The organism is Moorena sp. SIO4A5 (assembly GCF_010672005.1).
Taxonomy (GTDB): domain Bacteria; phylum Cyanobacteriota; class Cyanobacteriia; order Cyanobacteriales; family Coleofasciculaceae; genus Moorena.
This window is the reverse complement of sequence record NZ_JAAHHZ010000023.1, coordinates 1-17518: the sequence shown is the minus strand read 5'-3', so window position 1 is coordinate 17518 and position 17518 is coordinate 1. Positions and strand designations below refer to the sequence as shown.

Sequence of the window (17518 nt, the reverse complement as noted above, 5' to 3'; positions counted from 1 at the left end):
TCTTAACACACAGATCCAAAACCACTCGCTATTGCATCAAGACAATCAAAGTCGGCAAGCTACCGAAGGTGGGGAAGTTGGGGAAGATTAGTTAGACTAGGCTAATCAGCATGATTGATCAGAAATGAATCAGATCCGCACTTGTTGTTGCCTGGGGGCTCAAAGCCATATATATCAATAAATCAAGCAAATCAATGTTAAACTCTATCTATATATACATTTAAGGCTCTTTTATCAGTATTTTTGTAAGTCTCCCTAGAAGCAATCCGGGTTGTGTTAACTCAAAAAGCTCAGGTGCGCTCTTACTTGGCGAATTTAATTCGCCACGGGTCGCACCTTTTGATAAATAAGAATAGCCACCTACCCCTATCGATCACTGTGGGTTGGAAATCATCCCAACAAGAAATCCTGAAACGCTTCAACCGAGCGTTTCCTAAGTTCTATGAACAGTTTGTCAGTAGTGAGATCCAACTGCACAACCTCAGACTGGCTTACCGACTCTATAAAAGCAAACATGCTGTAATTGAGATCAAACCAGAAGGCTCAAAAAGTGTCCTGCATTTTGCTTACCGCAATGAGTCTTTTCTGCTCAGTGACATTTTTGGGGTTCTGACTGCCTATGGACTGACTATCCACAGTCTCAGTCTTTATGGTCAAATTAGTGCCCCAATGCTGGTATTTATGAAACTGGTGGTGTCTCGTAACCGGAAAGCGCTGACCCACAAAACCTCAGAAAATGTCTGCCGTGCCCTGAGGGAGGCTTTGGCAGGGCGCTTTGAGGTGGAACAAATGCTGGCAGTGGAATTTAATCTCGATGCTGGCTTGAAGCAGGTAGAAACAGAATTTTATGTAGACCCAGTGTTTCATCTACCAGCGCTGTTAATTGAGGCAAATAACCAACCTGGATTATTTTACAAAGTTATGTACGCCATATGGCAAGAGGATTTACTGGTGGTCAATGCCAACTTGCTGGTGTGGCGGGGACGAACCCGGCTGATTCTTTACCTACTAGGCCCTAACGGAAACTTGATTCCCGATTATTTAGGTCAAAAAATTGCTGAAAGTATTCGGCGGCGATTACTAGGTCAAGTGTTTTAGTCATCAAGGGGTGACAAGCACAGGACTTATGCCGCAAACCCACTTTATTAACGTAATTACAACGATTTCAGCCTTTGATTTATAACCAGAAACCGGGCTTTAAGGCTCTTGGTGCCTAAGTCCATCACCCTGCCTACTTTATCAAGTAAGGACAAACAAGATGTGATTCAAATCACTGACTAATTTCCTATCCTGTTAATTCTTCGATAAGATCAAGGTATGGCAACCATTAACATCCTAGGAGTATCCCATACTTACGAATTAACACCTCCTACTCAATCATCCTGCCCTGTTCTAGTTTTCATCCACGGCTGGCTGTTAAGCCGTAGCTATTGGCAACCTCTAATTTATAGGTTGTCACAGCAGTATCAGTGTCTGATCTATGACCTGCGCGGATTCGGTGAATCCCAGTCCCAAATTCATAACACTCAAAGCTCAACATCGAACCCCGACTCGGAATCACCATTTCCTGAGACTACGGCTTCATCCACTGACCGCTATACCTTAGCGGCCTACGCTCAGGACTTGGGCATCCTGCTAGAAAAACTGGGAATCGAGCAGGCTTGGTTGGTTGGTCATTCCCTAGGGGGTAGCATTGCTATATGGGGTGCCTATTTGCTGCCTCAGAGGATTCAAGGGGTAATCTGTCTTAATGCTGGTGGTGGGATTTATCTTAAAGAAGAATTTGAGCGCTTTCGGCTGGCTGGTGAGCAGTTGGTAAAACGTCGTCCCCGTTGGTTGTGTTATGTCCCTTTACTGGACTTACTGTTTACCCGGGCCCAGGTAGCGCGTCCTATTGCCCGGAAATGGGGACGTCAACGGGTTATTGATTTTGTTACTGCTAACGCGGAAGCTGCACTGAGGACGTTACTAGATTCCACCACAGAAGCCGAGGTGCATCGCTTACCTCAGGTGGTTTTCCGACTCAAACAACCTGTTTATTTCATTGCTGGTACTCAGGATAAGGTAATGGAACCGAAATATGTGCGTCATCTTGCTAGTTTTCACAGTCTCTTTCAATCCTGTGGGGACAATGTGATTGAAATTGGTGAATGTGGACATATGGCGATGGTGGAGAAACCAGAGACTATTGATGATCAAATTCGTCAAATTTTGGCTAATTATAGTTAATTACAATTGGCAATTATCTGGCCATCTAACTAAAATTTTCTTAATTTATAACCTAGAGAATTATCCATTAATGATGGAATAATTGAGGGGAGTGGGTAATGGGTAATGGTTAACTGACCACTATACTTGATATCATGCCCGATGAACCACTCAAAAATAGTAGCTATATAGCATTTGTAAAGGGATTTGTAAAGGCATTTGTAAAGGCATTTGTACAGTATGGTGCGATCGCTCCCGTAGCCTGGTGTTGGCAGCGGGTAAACATTTCCTGACCGCTCTGGCATTAGTCTTGGTAGAGTTAGCGTCTTTTTTTGTGTTAAACCTGATCCATACAGAGCGCCCTGATTACTTTAAAAGTCGGATCAGAATCCGTAGATAATGTGGCAACAAGACCCCCGAAACAATCAAATTCTGTTTCTCTCCATTTTCCTAGTCTTGGGCATCAGCACTCGGGACTGGACACTAAGACCAGACTTGATTCTAGTTGTAATCGTCAGCTGCCTACTAACTCAGTGGTTAGCAGCATTTCTTTGGTCAAACCCCAAACACAGATCCGCAATCAAAAACTCTGGGGACCTCAGCCTCTCTTTCCTTGGCCTCCCTTTCCTTTGCCTCCCTTTGGGTTTTAATCCGAAACCCTTTTTCCAAACTACCCTTGAATGGTGCAAAATTCAAACCTTAGAAACAATTCTTAATCTGCTGAGAAAAAAACCAAATTGCCCCCAGGATAATGATGCTACTATCGCCAGTTCTCCCAAATCCCCTTCCCTAAAAAGTGCTATGATTACAGCTTTAAGCTTGAGTCTTCTGCTGCGAGCTGATAACTATAGCACTATTGTTTTAGCTGGCTCCCTAGGAATTTTGAGTAAATTTATTTTCCGAGTTGAGGGCAAGCATTTTTTTAATCCAGCCAATTTTGGAATTATTGCTGTTCTTATCCTAACCAATGATGCTTGGGTTTCTCCCGGACAGTGGGGGGATGATGGTTGGTATGGTCTATTATTTGCGGGCACTGGGAGTATGGTGTTAAAACGGGTAGGACGATGGGATACAACGGCAGCGTTTTTGGGTGCTTATGCCGTTTTAGAAGGGATTAGAAATCTCTGGCTTGGCTGGAGTTGGGATGTATTTTGCCATCGGTTGATGAGTGGGTCTTTCTTACTGTTTGCCCTATTTATGCTAACCGACCCTCGCTCAATCCCTAATGCACCGATTAGTCGATTGCTCTGGGCGGTGTGTATTGCCTTACTCACTTTTATATTGCGCAATCAATTCTTCATGCCTACTGCTATTTTCTGGGCGTTGTTTGCCCTATCCCCTTTGAGCGTACTTTTGGATTTTATCTGGTCATCTACGAGATTTTCCTGGGATGATAGTGACTTTGTTGAATGACATTAAGTAACTTTAGTTAAAGACAAAAAAATTAATAAAAATGAAAATTATTCGGGTTATAAGTACTATTTTTATAACGGTTTTCGTGAGTTTGTGCTTGGCACAAAAAGCCTGGGGTTTTTGTGGGTTTTATGTCGCCAAAGCTGATACTCAACTATATAACCAGTCCTCTCAAGTGGTAATTGCTCGGGATGGCGATCGCACTGTTTTAACCATGGCAAATGACTATCAAGGAGATGTTAAAGACTTTGCTATGGTTGTCCCAGTTCCTGTGGTGCTTCAGCGAGAACAGGTGAATGTAGGTGACCCTAAGATTATTGAACGCCTCGATCAGTTTAGTGCACCTCGACTAGTGGAATATTTTGACCCAGACCCCTGTGCCGATAACCGAAAGTATCCCGAAACTGCAGCACCACGGCTAGGTGGTCCAAGAAGTGGCACAAGGGCAAGGAATACTGATGATCGTGCTTTAGGTGTCACGGTAGAAGAGCGCTTCTCAGTTGGAGAATATAACATTCTTATCCTCAGTGCTAAGGACTCTAGAGGTTTAGAAACCTGGCTTAGACGCAACGGTTACAAAATTCCACGGGGAGCAAATCGGCTATTGCGACCCTACATCCGCCAGAATATGAAATTTTTCGTTGCCAAAGTCAATCTGGAGGAATTTGACAAAACTGCCTACCAACGGTTGCGACCCCTCCAGATGGCTTACGAGTCTCCCCGATTTATGCTGCCCATTCGCTTAGGGATGATGAATGCTACCGGTGAGCAAGACCTGATTGTCTATGTCTTATCACCCCGAGGTCAGACTGAAATTACAAACTACCGCACGGTGAAGATTCCTTCTAATACTGAAATTCCGGTATTTGTCAAAACAGAGTTTGGTGATTTTTACACTGCTATGTTCCAAACTGCTTACGAGAGTGAAGGGAAAAAAGTAGCTTTTGTTGAATATGCTTGGAATATGGCTAGTTGTGACCCATGTTCAGCTAACCCCCTCAATTGGGAAGAGCTCCGGAAATCAGGTGTCTTTTGGCTAAACTCGGGAAGAGCCAATAGAAGACCCAATAATAATGTTTATATCACTCGCCTCCATGTTCGCTATACCCGTGATACCTTCCCAGAAGATTTGATATTCCAGGAAACGTCCAATCGTGAATTGTTTCAGGGACGATATATCCTTCGTCATCCGTTTACTGGGGAGATGAGCTGTAAGGCAGGAGTTGACTATCAACAATCCTTAAATCGACGATTGCAACAGGAAGCTCAAACCTTAGCTAAGTTGACTGGATGGGATATTGATGAAATCCGCAATAAAATCGATTTTCCTGATGTTAAGCCTATTCCTTGGTGGAGACATCTTTGGTAAACTATAGAAATCGTTACTTGTTATAGCCTTTCCTAGTAAGCGTGAGGTACAGTAACAGCAATGAGCAAACCCTACCGGAAGTGATCATAGCGAGGGATTTTGTAGTCTCAACAGCTACAGATTTTTTTCTCAATTACTATAGATCTCGATCTCAACGGGAACATCTATAGGAATATTATCTTGCTTTTCCCTGGTACCGATGCCGAGCATCATTTTGAACCAAGCATGAGCCAACTTTTTGTAACCCTCTGGGGTTAGGTTAATATCATCCTCAAGCATGTGTTCAGGGGTGAATAGATTGCGGTTATCAACAAATCTAATGTTCTTGTTTTTATAACTTTCTACTGTCAGCAAATTTGCCAATAGATTATTGTATTTATCTGCTTTCTGATTCTTGATAGTACCATCTTTAAGTGCAGAGGGGTTAATCGGGGGAATTGAAGAGACAAACAAATATACCTGATCTGACCAGGCGAGAATTTTATCAATGAGTAAAATCATTTCATTGACCGTATCTTCAGGGCTTTCATTCTGAAAAAGGATGTCGTTTGTTCCAGCCATTAATAAGACAATCTCCGGTCTTGCTTGCTTCAGCCAATCTTCTATTTCGGAGTTTAAATCCGACCACGCATTGGATGCTCCAACACCAGCTATGGCAAATCCCCCATGCCCTTGATGGTCTTGATCAAACACATATGTGTTCTTTTGCCCTAAAACTATTTCGGGATTTTCTGAGGTAGCGCTACCGACAAAATTTACTTTATAGCCATTATCTTTAAACAAGGCCCACAGGTCATCTCGATATCCGGCTCGATCCAATGCTTTACCACGAGTGTTTGAGTCTCCTAAAGGCATAATCTTGAGAGACCATTGATCGATGGTGAGCGCCTCTGCAGTGGTATAAAACTCAAATAGACTGATGCAATAAGCAGCGATTAAGGTCAATTTTGGGTAAAATTTTTGCTTCATACTATAACGTTTCCTAGTAAGCGTGAGGTACAGTAACAGCAATGAACAAACCAATTACGAAGATCATTATTGCTTAGACAATAATTTCCAGACCTGTTGAGATTGCCAAGTTTATGGACACCTTCGTATATGTTTGACACCACTGGCAAGATTAGCACTCAGAAAGTTTTAGTGTACATTAGCGACCCCCATCACGGATGAATCAATTTATCTGTTCGCTTATATCCCTCGACTAAAGTACAGGGGATTTACCCATCACACTTGTAAAGCAATCTATATATTAACAAAGATATGTAACGCAATCATTATAAATTTGATGGTTACTTAACATTTATCAATGATAACCTAAAATTTATCTTAACTATTAGATTCCAGGGATAGTTATTGTGAGAGAATTAGTAGTTGGTATTAGGCTGTGGGGATACTCCTCCAGGGATTTCGGCGATTTGTTTTAGTTGTCTATGAGCAGGAGCTGTATGAATGTCTTCAAAGCAATTTACTAAATCCCACGAAAATAACGATGGCAAGATTTTTACTACTAACTTAGGGTTTACTGCACTCTGCTTCTTAATTGGTTTAGCTGGATTTGGCTATATTCTCGCCACATTGCCCGGAATCGCAGAATCCCCGACAGACCCCTCTAGAACCTGTATAGTCGATGGTTGGAAACTGGGATTAATTATCACCCACGTGCTGGTTTTTGCCATCATCCCTCTGGCGATGAGAATTTTTTACAACAGTTTAAAAAACTTAGGACTGCCATCGAGAAGTATTTTTGCGTCTCAACTGGGGCTAGCTTTTGTGATGGTGGCGATCGCTTCAGAAATTGGTTGGCATGTCACCCAATGCTGGTATTATCAAAACGATTTTACGATGCTGAATTTCATGTTTTACTTTTTCTTGATTTCAGCATTTGCGCTGTGGGCCGATGGTTTAGTGGAAAAGACTACTATAATAACCAATTTAATTAATATTGTGTTTGCGATTAGTCTGTTAGTTGTTTCAATTTTGTACCCTTTAGGTTATAAAGCCGGTAACGATAATTTTAAGATTCCTATTTATATTGCACTTACTATAGTTTTGGGTGTGTTGACCTATCGAGGCTATAAAATACTCCAAGATTGGAAAATTATTCTTTTACCAATTTTCTCAGTTGGAGTCAATTTAACGTTTGTGTTTCTTCTAGATAAGTTTGGAGGGAATCCCTATACTGATCCACAAGTGACTTTCAATGCTTTATTTCATATCCTTCACGATTTAGTAGGAACCGAAGCTGGATTAGTCATCTTTACCTGGCTTGTCTATAGTAAAGGCATTGCTCAAAAAAACTCCAAAGCTACGTTAGCGACAGAAAAAAATTAGTAAATACTAATTTTGATATATAATAGTTTTAAATTGGCCAGGGTAATCCTAATCAAAAACAATAGTGACAGTGGCGGGGTGCGGAATGTGGGTGATTAATTTATTTTCAATAATCAGCTAGTAAGCGTTCCCGTAGTGTCGGATATTCCGCATCGCCCTCTAACAAATGGGTATCTCTCGGAGATCCCCTTAGCGGTGTACTTTCAAGTATTCGATCCATAGTCTTAGTCATTTGTCAAAAAAAATTTAGATGGCTTTGCCCTGGGGCTAAAGCCCTGCGTCTCCTTGGCACTAGGGACAAGCAAAGGCTCATACCAGTCTTCTAGGATCTGGTGTGAGCCTTTGTTCACGTTGAGCTGCGAGTGTTTGAATTTTCTGTTTCCTCGTTTGAGACAAGTGTCAAGGAATCTAAACATCACTATCTGGGCATGTTGAGAGTTTCTTGCCCAATCAAATTCTGAATATGCTACAAAGATGGTTACTTAAGCTAGGTCAACCTTAATCGAGAGGATAGTTTTACACCGGTGGGAAATTTCAGTCAGCTGTTAGAACCAATTGCTAACCAATTTAGGATTTTAGGTATTCCTGAGCCAGTGGTGCATTGGGGACACCCATTGATGATGGGAATTGTGGTATTGATTATGGGTAGCTTTGTGGGAATAGCAGGATGGCGTGGCCGAGTAGTATCTGATCCTGAAATAGCACTACAGAGTCGCAGTGATCATCGAAAAATAGCACCCTGGATGTTCATTTTTATCGCAGGTGGCTACACGGGTGGGGTGTTGTCTCTAGTAATGCAGTATCAACCAATTCTAGAAAGCCCACACTTTTGGACAGGATCTATCGTACTGATTTTGCTGGCTGCTAATGGGGTGATTGCCTTGACTGGCTTTGGCGGGAACAAAGCATTGATGCGTAGCGTTCATGCTTACTTAGGAAGTACGCCACTTTGCCTGCTATTGCTTCATGTTGTTTTGGGCTTAAGGCTAGGTTTATCGATCTAATGAAGCCTGCCAGTGGTACAGTAATAAGTCTTGCTTATATTCTCGGCTTACTTTCTACAGGGATTCTCAACTTACCGACTGGTGAGATTCCCTGGCAAGAGTACAGAGCTTTGGTAACAGGATTGGTTGTCACAGGGATAGTGGCTGCGATCGCATTCCCCAGGTTCTGGCGCACAGGACCAAAACCAAGATTATGGGTAGCAGCAGGACTAATCTCGGCCTTGGCGGTGGTCTATTTTCAATTGCGGGTACCACAACCAGAACTGAATGACATTAGCGAATATGTCCCCTCAACCAATAGCATTGCTCCAGAGCAACTGTTTAAGGTTGAAGGCAAAGTGGAGAGTATGCCTCGCCTGACCCGAAATCAGCGTACACAATTTTGGTTACAAGCTACTCAGTTAACTGAAATTGAAAGTCGCGAAGATGGGGGAGCGATAAGTCAAGGAGTGACAGGCAAGTTGTATGTAACTGTGCCATTACTTCAAGGAACTGGTTTATACCCAGGTCAGATAATTAGCGTAACTGGGGTTTTATATAAACCCAAGCCAGTGACTAATCCCGGAGCCTTTGATTTTGGAGCCTATCTTGCTCGTCAAGGGGCTTTTGCTGGTTTGAGTGGGCGTCAAATAAACTTTGATGAGGAAACTATTGGCAAACCCTGGGGATGGTGGAGACTGCGACAACGTATTATCCGTTCCCAAGTTCGCTTTTTAGGCTCTCCCACAGGTCCGTTAGTCAGTTCAATGGTTTTAGGACGTCGTGCTGTTGATTTGCCCTACGATATCCGCGATCAATTTATTCAGGCTGGGTTAGCCTATACCTTAGCAGCATCTGGATTCCATGTATCTTTGCTGTTGGGTTTTGTCTTAGCCGTTACCAGGGGTTTAAGCAAAGGAAAGCAGTTCAGTATTAGCTTGAGTGTACTGTTAATTTACGTGGCATTAACTGGACTACAGCCATCGGTAATGCGGGCGGCTCTGATGGGGGTAGGTGCCCTAATTGCTTTAGTGACGGCACGGAAAGTGAAGCCTTTAGGGTCACTCTTGTTAGCAGCAACACTGTTACTCCTATTTAATCCTTTGTGGATCTGGGATTTGGGATTTCAGCTGAGCTTTCTGGCCACCCTAGGATTACTAATCACTGCACCAGAGATTATCCAACGTTTGGATTGGTTGCCACCTGCGATCGCATCCCTAGTTGCTGTGCCAATTGCAGCAGCAGTTTGGACTCTACCCCTGCAACTGTATGTTTTTCAAGTTGTTGCCAGCTACTCTATACCAGTTAGTGTTATTGCTACACCCCTAATTTCTATAATCACTTTGGGTGGAATTGTCAGCGCCTTGGCAGGACTAATTTGGCCAACAGCAGGAAGTGGACTGGCTTGGTTACTGTATTACCCAACCCATGGACTGATGGGACTAGTGCAATTTTTCAATCAGTTGCCAGGAAGTTCTGTAGCGGTGGGCAAAATTTCCCTAGGGCAACTGTTATTCCTCTACGGGCTAATTGCTCTAGCTTGCTTGATTAAATGGTTACATCCTCGTTGGTGGCTGATTAGTCTAGTTGCTGTCACTGTGGTGGTGTTGCCCCAATGGCAACAAGCGTCAAAATTGTTTCAAGTTACAGTGCTAGCTACAGGAAATGACCAAATTTTAGTGATTCAAGACCAGGGACAAGTAACGTTGGTCAATAGTGGCAACCCTGATACAGTAAGGTTTACAGTGCTGCCTTTTCTGCAAAAGCAAGGTATCAATCATATTAATTGGGCGGTTGCTCTAGACAAGCAGCCCCAACTCAGAAGTGGTTGGGTTCAGGTTTTAGGTAGTTTACCGATCGAGACCTTCTACGATAATACTGATTTACAACGACCATTGTCTCAGGCTCAAAATTGGAACGATATTGTCACCCGTAACTCTATCGCTAGTGCAGTAGCCTCTAGGGAGGCGAACTACCAACCAATTCCAGTGGGTGAAATACTCTCTTTTGGCTCTACATCAATAGAATTAGTCAACACTGAACCACCAGTGTTGCTGATGCGCATCATTGACCAAAATTGGTTACTCCTAGGAGATCTCAAACCAGGCGTCCAAAAACAGTTAGCCAAAACCATCAGTTTCCCTGACCTACAAGTACTTTGGTGGTCGGGAAAAAGTCTGAGGCCAGAATTCCTCGATGCCCTGCAGCCAAAAATTGCGATCGCATCATCGAATGTAGTGGATTCCTACACGGCGAAGCTAATGCGCAATGCTAAGATGACCCTCTATTGGACAGGCCGTGATGGTGCTATCCAGTGGACACCGGATGGTGGTTTTAAGACTACTGTTGAAGATATTGAGATAGACATTGATGTTCCTTGATGGTGATTCCATCATTGACCACCCAGCAACAGGCGAGTTTTAAAAGGAAGGCTTGACAAATTCCAGGGTTTTGTGTTCAAATTTCAGATGAAGTCTGGGGTGCGGCTTGATTAGATCATGGAGGGGTGTCCGAGTGGTTTAAGGTGGCAGACTCGAAATCTGTTATGGTGTCAAAGCCATCGGGGGTTCGAATCCCCCCCTCTCCGTACAGGGATTTAACTGAATTTTTGGTCAATCTTACTCAGGGATGTGCTAGATACTGGTAGTAGGTAAGATCAGGTAACTGTCATCCCGTTAAATCCCATAGAAGAACTTGGGAAGATCGAAGAAGTTGGGAATATAGGCTTAGAATTAAATTATATTCATATATTGATTCATCTTTATCAGCTCGGGATTTAAGCGAAGTGACTTCTGCTGATTATTCTCCAAAATCAACATCAACCGTTGAACTCTCTCCAAGTTATACACTGCCTATAGTGTTGATTGTTGCTGCAGTGACAATAGTGCTCATACAACCCTGGGTAAGTTTAGCGATCGCATTGTTTGGGTTGTTCTTGTTGTTTCAGGCCGTAACCATACGCCTGCAATTTACTGAAACCGCCTTGGATATTTATCGCTCCGAGACCCTGATCCGGCGTTTTCCTTATCAGGAATGGCAAAATTGGGAAATCTTCTGGACATCAGTACCGATTTTGTTTTATTTCTCAGAAGTCAAAAGCATTCACTTTATACCAATTCTCTTTGACCCAAAGCTGCTACGAACTTGCCTAGAAGAACACTTCCCTAAAATCTAACTGACCGAAAACCATGAGGGCGCAAGCACCTAAATTCCATTTATGGGGTTAGCCCGAACAGGAATTTATTCCCTAACTGTTTGGGAACTGTTGCGTTATAATATCGACTATGATAGTAAGTAAAGTAATGTAAATAACCTAAGGAGGTGATTTTAATTGTTGGTTATGGAGTTCAAGGCTGTCCTAAAAGAGCCTCAAAAATTAGCAATAAATGAAGCGATCAGGACAGCTCGTTTTGTCCGAAACAAAGTGCTTCGATACTGGATGGACAATCGAGGTATCGGCAAGAAAGAACTCTATCGCTATAACACTCAGTTAAGAGATGAATTTCACTTTGTAAAAGAACTCAATAGTCATGCCTGTCAAGCTTCTGTAGAAAACGTAGAACGGGCAATTAAACGCTTTTATGACAACTGTAAGAAGAAGGTGCCAGGCAAAAAAGGTTATCCCAGATTCAAGAAGCATTGTCGCTCCGTTGAATATAAGCAATCCGGTTGGAAATTATCCCCTGATCAGAAGTCGATTGTATTTAGGGATAAAAAAGGGATAGGTAAGGTTAGACTCAAGGGTACCTGGGACTTGTGGCGATTCGACAATAAGCAAATTAAGCGGGTTCGGATCGTCCAAAGGGCTGATGGGTATTATGTTCAGTTTTGCCTTAAAGTAGACAACCACGATCAACTAGAAGCAACAGGAAATACTATTGGTTTAGATGTCGGGCTAAAAGACTTTTATACTGATTCCGAAGGGTTAGCTGAACCCAATCCTAGATTTTACAGAACGGGTGAAAAACTCTTAAAGTTCTATCAACGTCGAGTATCCCGAAAAAATAAAGGCTCTGCCAACCGCAAAAAAGCCATTAATAAACTAGGTAGAACACACCTTAGAATAAGTAGGCAGCGTGAGGAACATGCAAAGAGACTTGCACGTTGCGTAGTCCAGTCTAACGACTTGGTGGCCTATGAAGATCTAAAAGTTAAAAACTTAGTAAAGAACCACTGTCTTTCCAAGTCTATTAATGATGCAGGTTGGTATCAATTCAGAAAATGGCTAGAGTATTTTGGCAATAAATTTGGCAGGATAACTGTCGCAGTAAATCCTGCCTATACTAGCCAAAACTGTTCTGATTGTGGCGAAGTGGTTCAAAAGTCGCTCTCAACTAGAACTCACGTCTGTAAGTGTGGTTGTCAGTTGGATCGAGACCACAATGCTGCAATCAATATCCTCAAAACAGCCTTGGGTACGGTGGGGCACACCGAAACCTTATTAAACGCTTATGGAGATTTGGCCTCTACTTTTCTTGGTTCCGACCTGGTTGAGCAAGTTGAATCTGTGAAGTAAGAATCCCCCGGTTTACAACCGTGGGGAGTGTCAATTACCTCAAAGTATAGAGTAGAGGTTAGGTAGTTAGTGAATAAGTTATTAAGAAATCAGTTTAAATGAATTCCGAAGACCCACAAAACCCAGAACAAGAGCAAGATAAAAACCAAGCAGTTAAGGGATTATATAATTCACAGGAGTCAAATTTGCCAAATCAGGATAGGGCTACTCCTAGGGATAACTCTCAAGCTCCCGACCTTCCTCCCATTTCTCTGACCCTATCAGACCATGACAAAGCTAAAGCCACACAGTCAAGTGATCCGNTAACCAATATGATAATCCTTATTTTTGGGCACCGTTTATTATGATTGGGAATTGGTTGTAAAACGTAGATATAGCAATTATCATAGCTATGAGGTAAACAATTTCTAGATTTTAGGGAACAGGGAACAGGGAACAGGGAACAGGGAAGAGAGAAGAGCGAATAGGGAATAGGGAATAGCGATGCGCTGCATCAAGACTGGGAATCAACGTCAAAGAAGACTGTACCTCATAACTGCGATAAACGCTATAGCGTTTTTTTTCATAATGAGGTACACCGGTTTTTTTGCCTGTTCCCTGTTACCTGTTCCCTGTTCCCTGTTCCCTGTTCCCTAAAACCCAAAAATTTGTACCTCACATAATTAAAAAACGCTAGCTATCACTTATCCCTATTTACAATTTCCTCCAACCACCTAATTTTATCCGCATTTTCTTCTAACTCAGACTTAGTGAGGTCTTCCACTAAACTGGAACCAAGCTGTCCCATTTTTCCAGGTTGCGCCAACTTTAGCGCTTCTGTAAATGCTTCATACCAAAAATCAGCCCCAGCATAGATATCTACTTTATTGTAACTATTAACTGTAGTAGATAGCCTTCTTTTTATCTGTGTTGGCAACTCTACAACTCTGAATTCTGCCCTTTCGACTATAGCACCATCTGGACAACGAATTGCGATCTGCCACAAATATTTTTTACCTACCGTTAATCCTGGGTGATTCTCTGGTAAAGACAGCTGAAAAACTCCTGGTTGAGTTTGCTTTTTAATGGGACTACCCAATTGTTTAAGTGTATTATTCGACTCAAACTCAAACAGTCTAAACTCTATTTCATGAGAACTGGAAACAAAGCCAGCAAAAGTGGGATGCACTGAAGCGGTTTGACCAACATAAGTCTGAGGTGCCAGGAGTGTCAGGGGTATTGCTTCACCTGGACATCCCCTAGGACCTCCAGTTCGGGAATAGTCACTAGTAGGTTTTCGATCACGTGGTGTAAAACGAGCAGTAGTGTCGGAAGAGTCACTAGCAGGTTCTCGATCACGTGGTGTAAAACGAGCAGTAGTGTCGGAAGAGTCACTAGCAGGTTCTCGATCAGGTGGTCTATATTCAGCTATAGCAGATGGCACAAACAATAGTAACAAACTGAGGGTACAGCTAGTTACTAGTCTGTAATTAATAGGTTTGTTAAGGAATCCTAAACCTTGAGTAGTCATACTATTCGGAGATTGTAATATTTTATTGTTTACGACGACTTTTATAATCTGTTAATTGCCACGTTAGTTCACATAACGTTCCTTTAGGAAAAAGAGAATCACGTCTAAAATCACCTCCCAAACTTTTCGCAACATTTTTGAGTAACTGTGTCCCTTTGCTTTCAGTTAATGAGGAAATACCAGAACCATTATCTTTTATGCTCAAAGTGTACCACCCTTGATTCTCTTTACCAGTAGCTTCGACACGTTTTACTCCTTTAGCGTGTTTTCCAACATTGCACAAAGCTTCTTCGAGAAATAGGCATAGTTCTTGTCTTTGTTCAAGGTTCAAGTATTTTTCATCAATGGGATCAAATGCACGGATTTTTACCTTCATAGTTTTTAAATACTCCAAGTCATCACGTTCCAATGTACTGGTATATACTTGATAAAAAAGCTCATGAATAGAACGTTTTAACTCTAACTTTAAACCACTTCCTAATCTTATACTTTCTTTTGTAGTTAGTGCTTCTAGATTCAGATACTCGCCAATTTCTCTGATTTCATGATTGAGTTTCTCTAATTGCAATAGTAATTCTTCTTGTGGTGCATCTTGACTTCGCAGATGCTTCAACACATGGGCTAATGTTTGTAGAGGACCAGCATGAATAAGATCAAATGTATGTTTTATTGTACGTTGACGTTCCTTAATTTGAGACTTTAAAGCCTGGTCATGTTGATAAAATGCAAACGCACTTAGTCCCAAACCATTAATTACTAAAATTAACAAACCTGGTACTAAAGAAACCCACCATCCCCATACAATTAGTAAATATGTGATTCCAATTAAAGCAAAACTACTAGCACCAACAGCTAATATATTTTTCCATAGAGATTGAGTTATCCGAGCGATAATCATGGGAATAACACCCCAGATGATTATCCACAAATATTCCCATTTATCAGACCAAACGTTTAAAAAAGGTCTGTTATTTAAAACACCATTAATTATCTGAGAACTAACATGAGCATGAAATTCTACACCATAAATATGACCGTTAATTTTTGCATAGGAACCAGCAACTGCTGAAGTATTAAAACGGTCAGGGACACTCTGAGCAGTGATGCCAATAAAAACAATCCGGTTATGAAATAATTTCGGGTCTAGTTGGCCAGATTGAATATCTTTGAGTGATACAATAGTAAAGGGCTGTTTGCCACTCCGAAAATTAACTAACATCTTTAATCCACTATCATTACCCCTGATATATCCCCCAGAATTAGGTAAAAAGCGAGGGAGTTCTTTGGTGTCAAACCTGATAGTATTAGGATCACTGATACCCGTTTCTATATTAATCCCTTGCGCAGATAAATAGGCTTGTGCGACGCGCAGGGATAGGGAATATTTGTCTTCATCGAGATTGTGGGGGTTTTGCGGTGATGGAGTCCAAAGCAAATAACGTCTATATTGACCATCTTGATCTGCAATCAGATCAGAAAACCCCACTTGCTGTTTCGGTAATTCTGGAGGTGGAGGAATTTGCTCGGGTGGTAATATTTTTTCAATCCCAATGATAGTTTTGTGTTGCTGAAAGACTTTTGTTAGTTTGGCATGATCTGGCTCAATAGGTATATCTCTAACAATATCAAGACCAATAGCAATTGGCTGATACTCTTCTATTGTTTGGATCAGTTCAGCGATTTCTCCATCTGGTATGGGATAACGTCCGATACTGCGGATGTCTTCTTCGTTAATACCAACAACTACAACCTTATCATCTGTTGGTTCCCCAGGACGAAGACGTAAAAAAGTATCAAGGGCCATCCACTCGAAAAATTGCAGTGAACCTATTAAACGTAGTATAACCACTACTATGATAACTCCTATTCCTGGAAGTGCAGCTTGTCGCCATATGGCAATTTCTGTGTTAAATTTTTTTCTAATTTTACTTACCCTATGACAATTGACACTGAAAACTACAAAATCCATAATACAAGTATTTAATAGTGTTTCTGGTTATCTATCAATGTTTAAAACTATCTATGCCAACACAATGATTTAACTAGTTTAATTCTTCACAAACTAATCAATTAGTCCTTCTTCTCTGGCTCGATTCAGGGTTGTAATCCGAATATTCTTACCTTCTTGCTTGCAGTCTTGGGGATAAACACCGAGAACATCTTGAATTTTCGTCCAATAGGTACGCACCGCCCGTTCACATTTATACATGCGCTCAGAGATTTGTTTATCTGTCAATTCTTCCTCAGAAGCTAGTTTCAGGACGTCTAACCATTCTGGTTTCAGTTCCAATCCAGTTTTAATATCTCTTGTATGGGTTGCTCCTTTTAGTGCTAAGTCAACCCTGAGTAACATTTCCGATTCCGAAAGTTCCTTTTCTGCAATTACAAAGCCACCTTCATAGTTATCAATCTCATGTTTTATTCGTACCAGTGTCTTGACATGACTGCTTTGCACCAGGAAATTCTGTTGGGGATAGTTTTGTAGTAACTTCTTAAGTAAGTAAATACCAGTATCAATTTCGGCACTCATTCCTGGCTTTTCTGGTATAGACAAATCCATCACCAAAAGGTCAAAGTGAGAATTAGCGATTTCCTCTTGAGCTTGTTGTGCGGTTTGTGCTTTGACTATTTCTGCGTCTGGATACTGTTGGCTTAGCTCGTTGACTGTTCCTTTCAAAATGAGTTGGTGGTCATCTACTACTAAAATCTTCAGGTTACTGGTATTGGGTAAATCTTGATTGATTGTTAATCGATCAGAGCTGGCATTGACCATATCATCTTATCCTATAGTTTGTTTTAGCTAAATACACAAAATTTAAAAATTGTTGGCTGACACCAGGGCAAGGCTTAATATATAGCAATTCTATATCCCATCAGGTACAAATTTATCCCCCATTATCTTATTAAGGGGGACTTTGAGGTTGAGAAGCGTACCTCATAACTGCGATAAACGCTATAAGTTGATTCATCACTTTTTTACCTCCTGATACTGTCTTTACTTATAGTATCGGAGGTGCATTGAATAGGATATACAGAAAAGTGTATATTTTCTGACGGGGTAATAAACAGCCTTAAAAACCTTACTGGGTGTGGGGTGTGGGGTGTGGGGTGTGGGGTGTGGGGTGTGGGGTGTGGGGTGTGGGGTGTGGGGTGTGGGGTGGGGGGTGTGGGGTGTGGGGTGGGGGGTG

General features: G+C 41.8%; 14 protein-coding genes, 1 tRNA gene and 1 pseudogene. 12 read left to right on the top strand and 4 right to left on the bottom strand.

Going from position 1 to position 17518, the window contains the following annotated elements; all coding sequences use genetic code 11:
• Positions 1 to 372: 372 nt before the first annotated feature.
• From F6K57_RS09515 to F6K57_RS09495, 5 genes are all read left to right on the top strand, one after another.
• A complete protein-coding gene (locus F6K57_RS09515; RefSeq protein ID WP_293018507.1) occupies positions 373 to 1098 on the top strand; it encodes a hypothetical protein in 726 nt (241 codons plus the stop codon).
• Positions 1099 to 1317: 219 nt separating this feature from the next.
• Positions 1318 to 2229 (top strand): alpha/beta hydrolase, encoded by a 912-nt coding sequence (locus F6K57_RS09510; RefSeq protein ID WP_293018379.1) that lies wholly within the window; start codon positions 1318 to 1320, stop codon positions 2227 to 2229.
• Positions 2230 to 2363: 134 nt separating this feature from the next.
• Positions 2364 to 2501, top strand: a complete 138-nt coding sequence (locus F6K57_RS09505; RefSeq protein ID WP_293018377.1) for a hypothetical protein — start codon at positions 2364 to 2366, stop codon at positions 2499 to 2501.
• Between the two features lie 106 nt (positions 2502 to 2607).
• Entirely contained in the window at positions 2608 to 3621 is a 1014-nt protein-coding gene (locus F6K57_RS09500; protein WP_293066907.1) for an RnfABCDGE type electron transport complex subunit D, read from the top strand.
• A gap of 40 nt (positions 3622 to 3661) precedes the next feature.
• Positions 3662 to 4990, top strand: a complete 1329-nt coding sequence (locus F6K57_RS09495) for a DUF2330 domain-containing protein (RefSeq protein ID WP_293066904.1) — start codon at positions 3662 to 3664, stop codon at positions 4988 to 4990.
• A gap of 129 nt (positions 4991 to 5119) precedes the next feature.
• On the opposite strand, the gene F6K57_RS09490 is transcribed toward F6K57_RS09495, so the two are convergent.
• On the bottom strand, positions 5120 to 5959 hold the full coding sequence (locus F6K57_RS09490; RefSeq protein ID WP_293066901.1) for an SGNH/GDSL hydrolase family protein: 840 nt from the start codon (positions 5957 to 5959) through the stop codon (positions 5120 to 5122).
• A gap of 72 nt (positions 5960 to 6031) precedes the next feature.
• On the opposite strand from F6K57_RS09490, the pseudogene F6K57_RS09485 reads away from it, so the two are divergent.
• The 7 genes and pseudogenes from F6K57_RS09485 to F6K57_RS09455 form a co-directional block, all read left to right on the top strand.
• Positions 6032 to 6160: pseudogene (locus F6K57_RS09485) on the top strand (IS200/IS605 family transposase); the annotation flags it as partial.
• A gap of 279 nt (positions 6161 to 6439) precedes the next feature.
• Positions 6440 to 7321 (top strand): hypothetical protein, encoded by an 882-nt coding sequence (locus F6K57_RS09480; protein ID WP_293066898.1) that lies wholly within the window; start codon positions 6440 to 6442, stop codon positions 7319 to 7321.
• 524 nt (positions 7322 to 7845) lie between these two features.
• Entirely contained in the window at positions 7846 to 8325 is a 480-nt protein-coding gene (locus F6K57_RS09475) for a DUF4079 domain-containing protein (protein WP_293066895.1), read from the top strand.
• Positions 8325 to 10685 carry a ComEC/Rec2 family competence protein gene (locus F6K57_RS09470; protein WP_293066892.1) on the top strand — a complete coding sequence of 787 codons (2361 nt, stop codon included), beginning with the start codon at positions 8325 to 8327 and terminating at the stop codon, positions 10683 to 10685. Before F6K57_RS09475 ends, F6K57_RS09470 begins: the two co-directional genes overlap by 1 nt.
• A 119-nt stretch (positions 10686 to 10804) precedes the next feature.
• Positions 10805 to 10891, top strand: a tRNA-Ser gene (locus F6K57_RS09465).
• Between the two features lie 198 nt (positions 10892 to 11089).
• The gene (locus F6K57_RS09460; protein ID WP_293018368.1) at positions 11090 to 11479 is read left to right on the top strand and encodes a DUF3119 family protein; all 390 of its coding nucleotides are present in this window, start codon (positions 11090 to 11092) and stop codon (positions 11477 to 11479) included.
• A 156-nt stretch (positions 11480 to 11635) separates the two neighbouring features.
• Complete coding sequence (locus F6K57_RS09455; RefSeq protein WP_293066888.1) at positions 11636 to 12820, top strand: transposase; 1185 nt, start codon at positions 11636 to 11638, stop codon at positions 12818 to 12820.
• Between the two features lie 679 nt (positions 12821 to 13499).
• Here the strand turns inward: F6K57_RS09455 and F6K57_RS09450 are convergent.
• The 3 genes from F6K57_RS09450 to F6K57_RS09440 all read right to left on the bottom strand — a co-directional run bounded on the left by F6K57_RS09450 (position 13500) and on the right by F6K57_RS09440 (position 17103).
• Positions 13500 to 14330: a DUF928 domain-containing protein gene (locus tag F6K57_RS09450; RefSeq protein ID WP_293066885.1), complete on the bottom strand. Its 831-nt coding sequence runs from the start codon at positions 14328 to 14330 to the stop codon at positions 13500 to 13502.
• Positions 14331 to 14352: 22 nt separating this feature from the next.
• Complete coding sequence (locus tag F6K57_RS09445) at positions 14353 to 16299, bottom strand: CHASE2 domain-containing protein (RefSeq protein WP_293066882.1); 1947 nt, start codon at positions 16297 to 16299, stop codon at positions 14353 to 14355.
• Between the two features lie 93 nt (positions 16300 to 16392).
• Positions 16393 to 17103, bottom strand: coding sequence for a response regulator transcription factor (locus F6K57_RS09440; RefSeq protein WP_293066881.1), 711 nt, complete (start codon positions 17101 to 17103; stop codon positions 16393 to 16395).
• Between the last annotated feature and the right edge of the window lie 415 nt (positions 17104 to 17518).

Excerpts from the sequence above, each read along its gene's own strand:
- F6K57_RS09490 (WP_293066901.1), bottom strand. The coding sequence starts at position 5,959 with ATGAAGCAAAAATTTTACCCAAAATTGACCTTAATCGCTGCTTATTGC.
- F6K57_RS09480 (WP_293066898.1), top strand. The coding sequence starts at position 6,440 with ATGTCTTCAAAGCAATTTACTAAATCCCACGAAAATAACGATGGCAAG.
- F6K57_RS09445 (WP_293066882.1), bottom strand. The coding sequence starts at position 16,299 with ATGGATTTTGTAGTTTTCAGTGTCAATTGTCATAGGGTAAGTAAAATT.
- F6K57_RS09470 (WP_293066892.1), top strand. The coding sequence starts at position 8,325 with ATGAAGCCTGCCAGTGGTACAGTAATAAGTCTTGCTTATATTCTCGGC.
- F6K57_RS09510 (WP_293018379.1), top strand. The coding sequence starts at position 1,318 with ATGGCAACCATTAACATCCTAGGAGTATCCCATACTTACGAATTAACA.
- F6K57_RS09450 (WP_293066885.1), bottom strand. The coding sequence starts at position 14,330 with ATGACTACTCAAGGTTTAGGATTCCTTAACAAACCTATTAATTACAGA.
- F6K57_RS09505 (WP_293018377.1), top strand. The coding sequence starts at position 2,364 with ATGCCCGATGAACCACTCAAAAATAGTAGCTATATAGCATTTGTAAAG.
- F6K57_RS09500 (WP_293066907.1), top strand. The coding sequence starts at position 2,608 with ATGTGGCAACAAGACCCCCGAAACAATCAAATTCTGTTTCTCTCCATT.
- F6K57_RS09440 (WP_293066881.1), bottom strand. The coding sequence starts at position 17,103 with ATGGTCAATGCCAGCTCTGATCGATTAACAATCAATCAAGATTTACCC.
- F6K57_RS09495 (WP_293066904.1), top strand. The coding sequence starts at position 3,662 with ATGAAAATTATTCGGGTTATAAGTACTATTTTTATAACGGTTTTCGTG.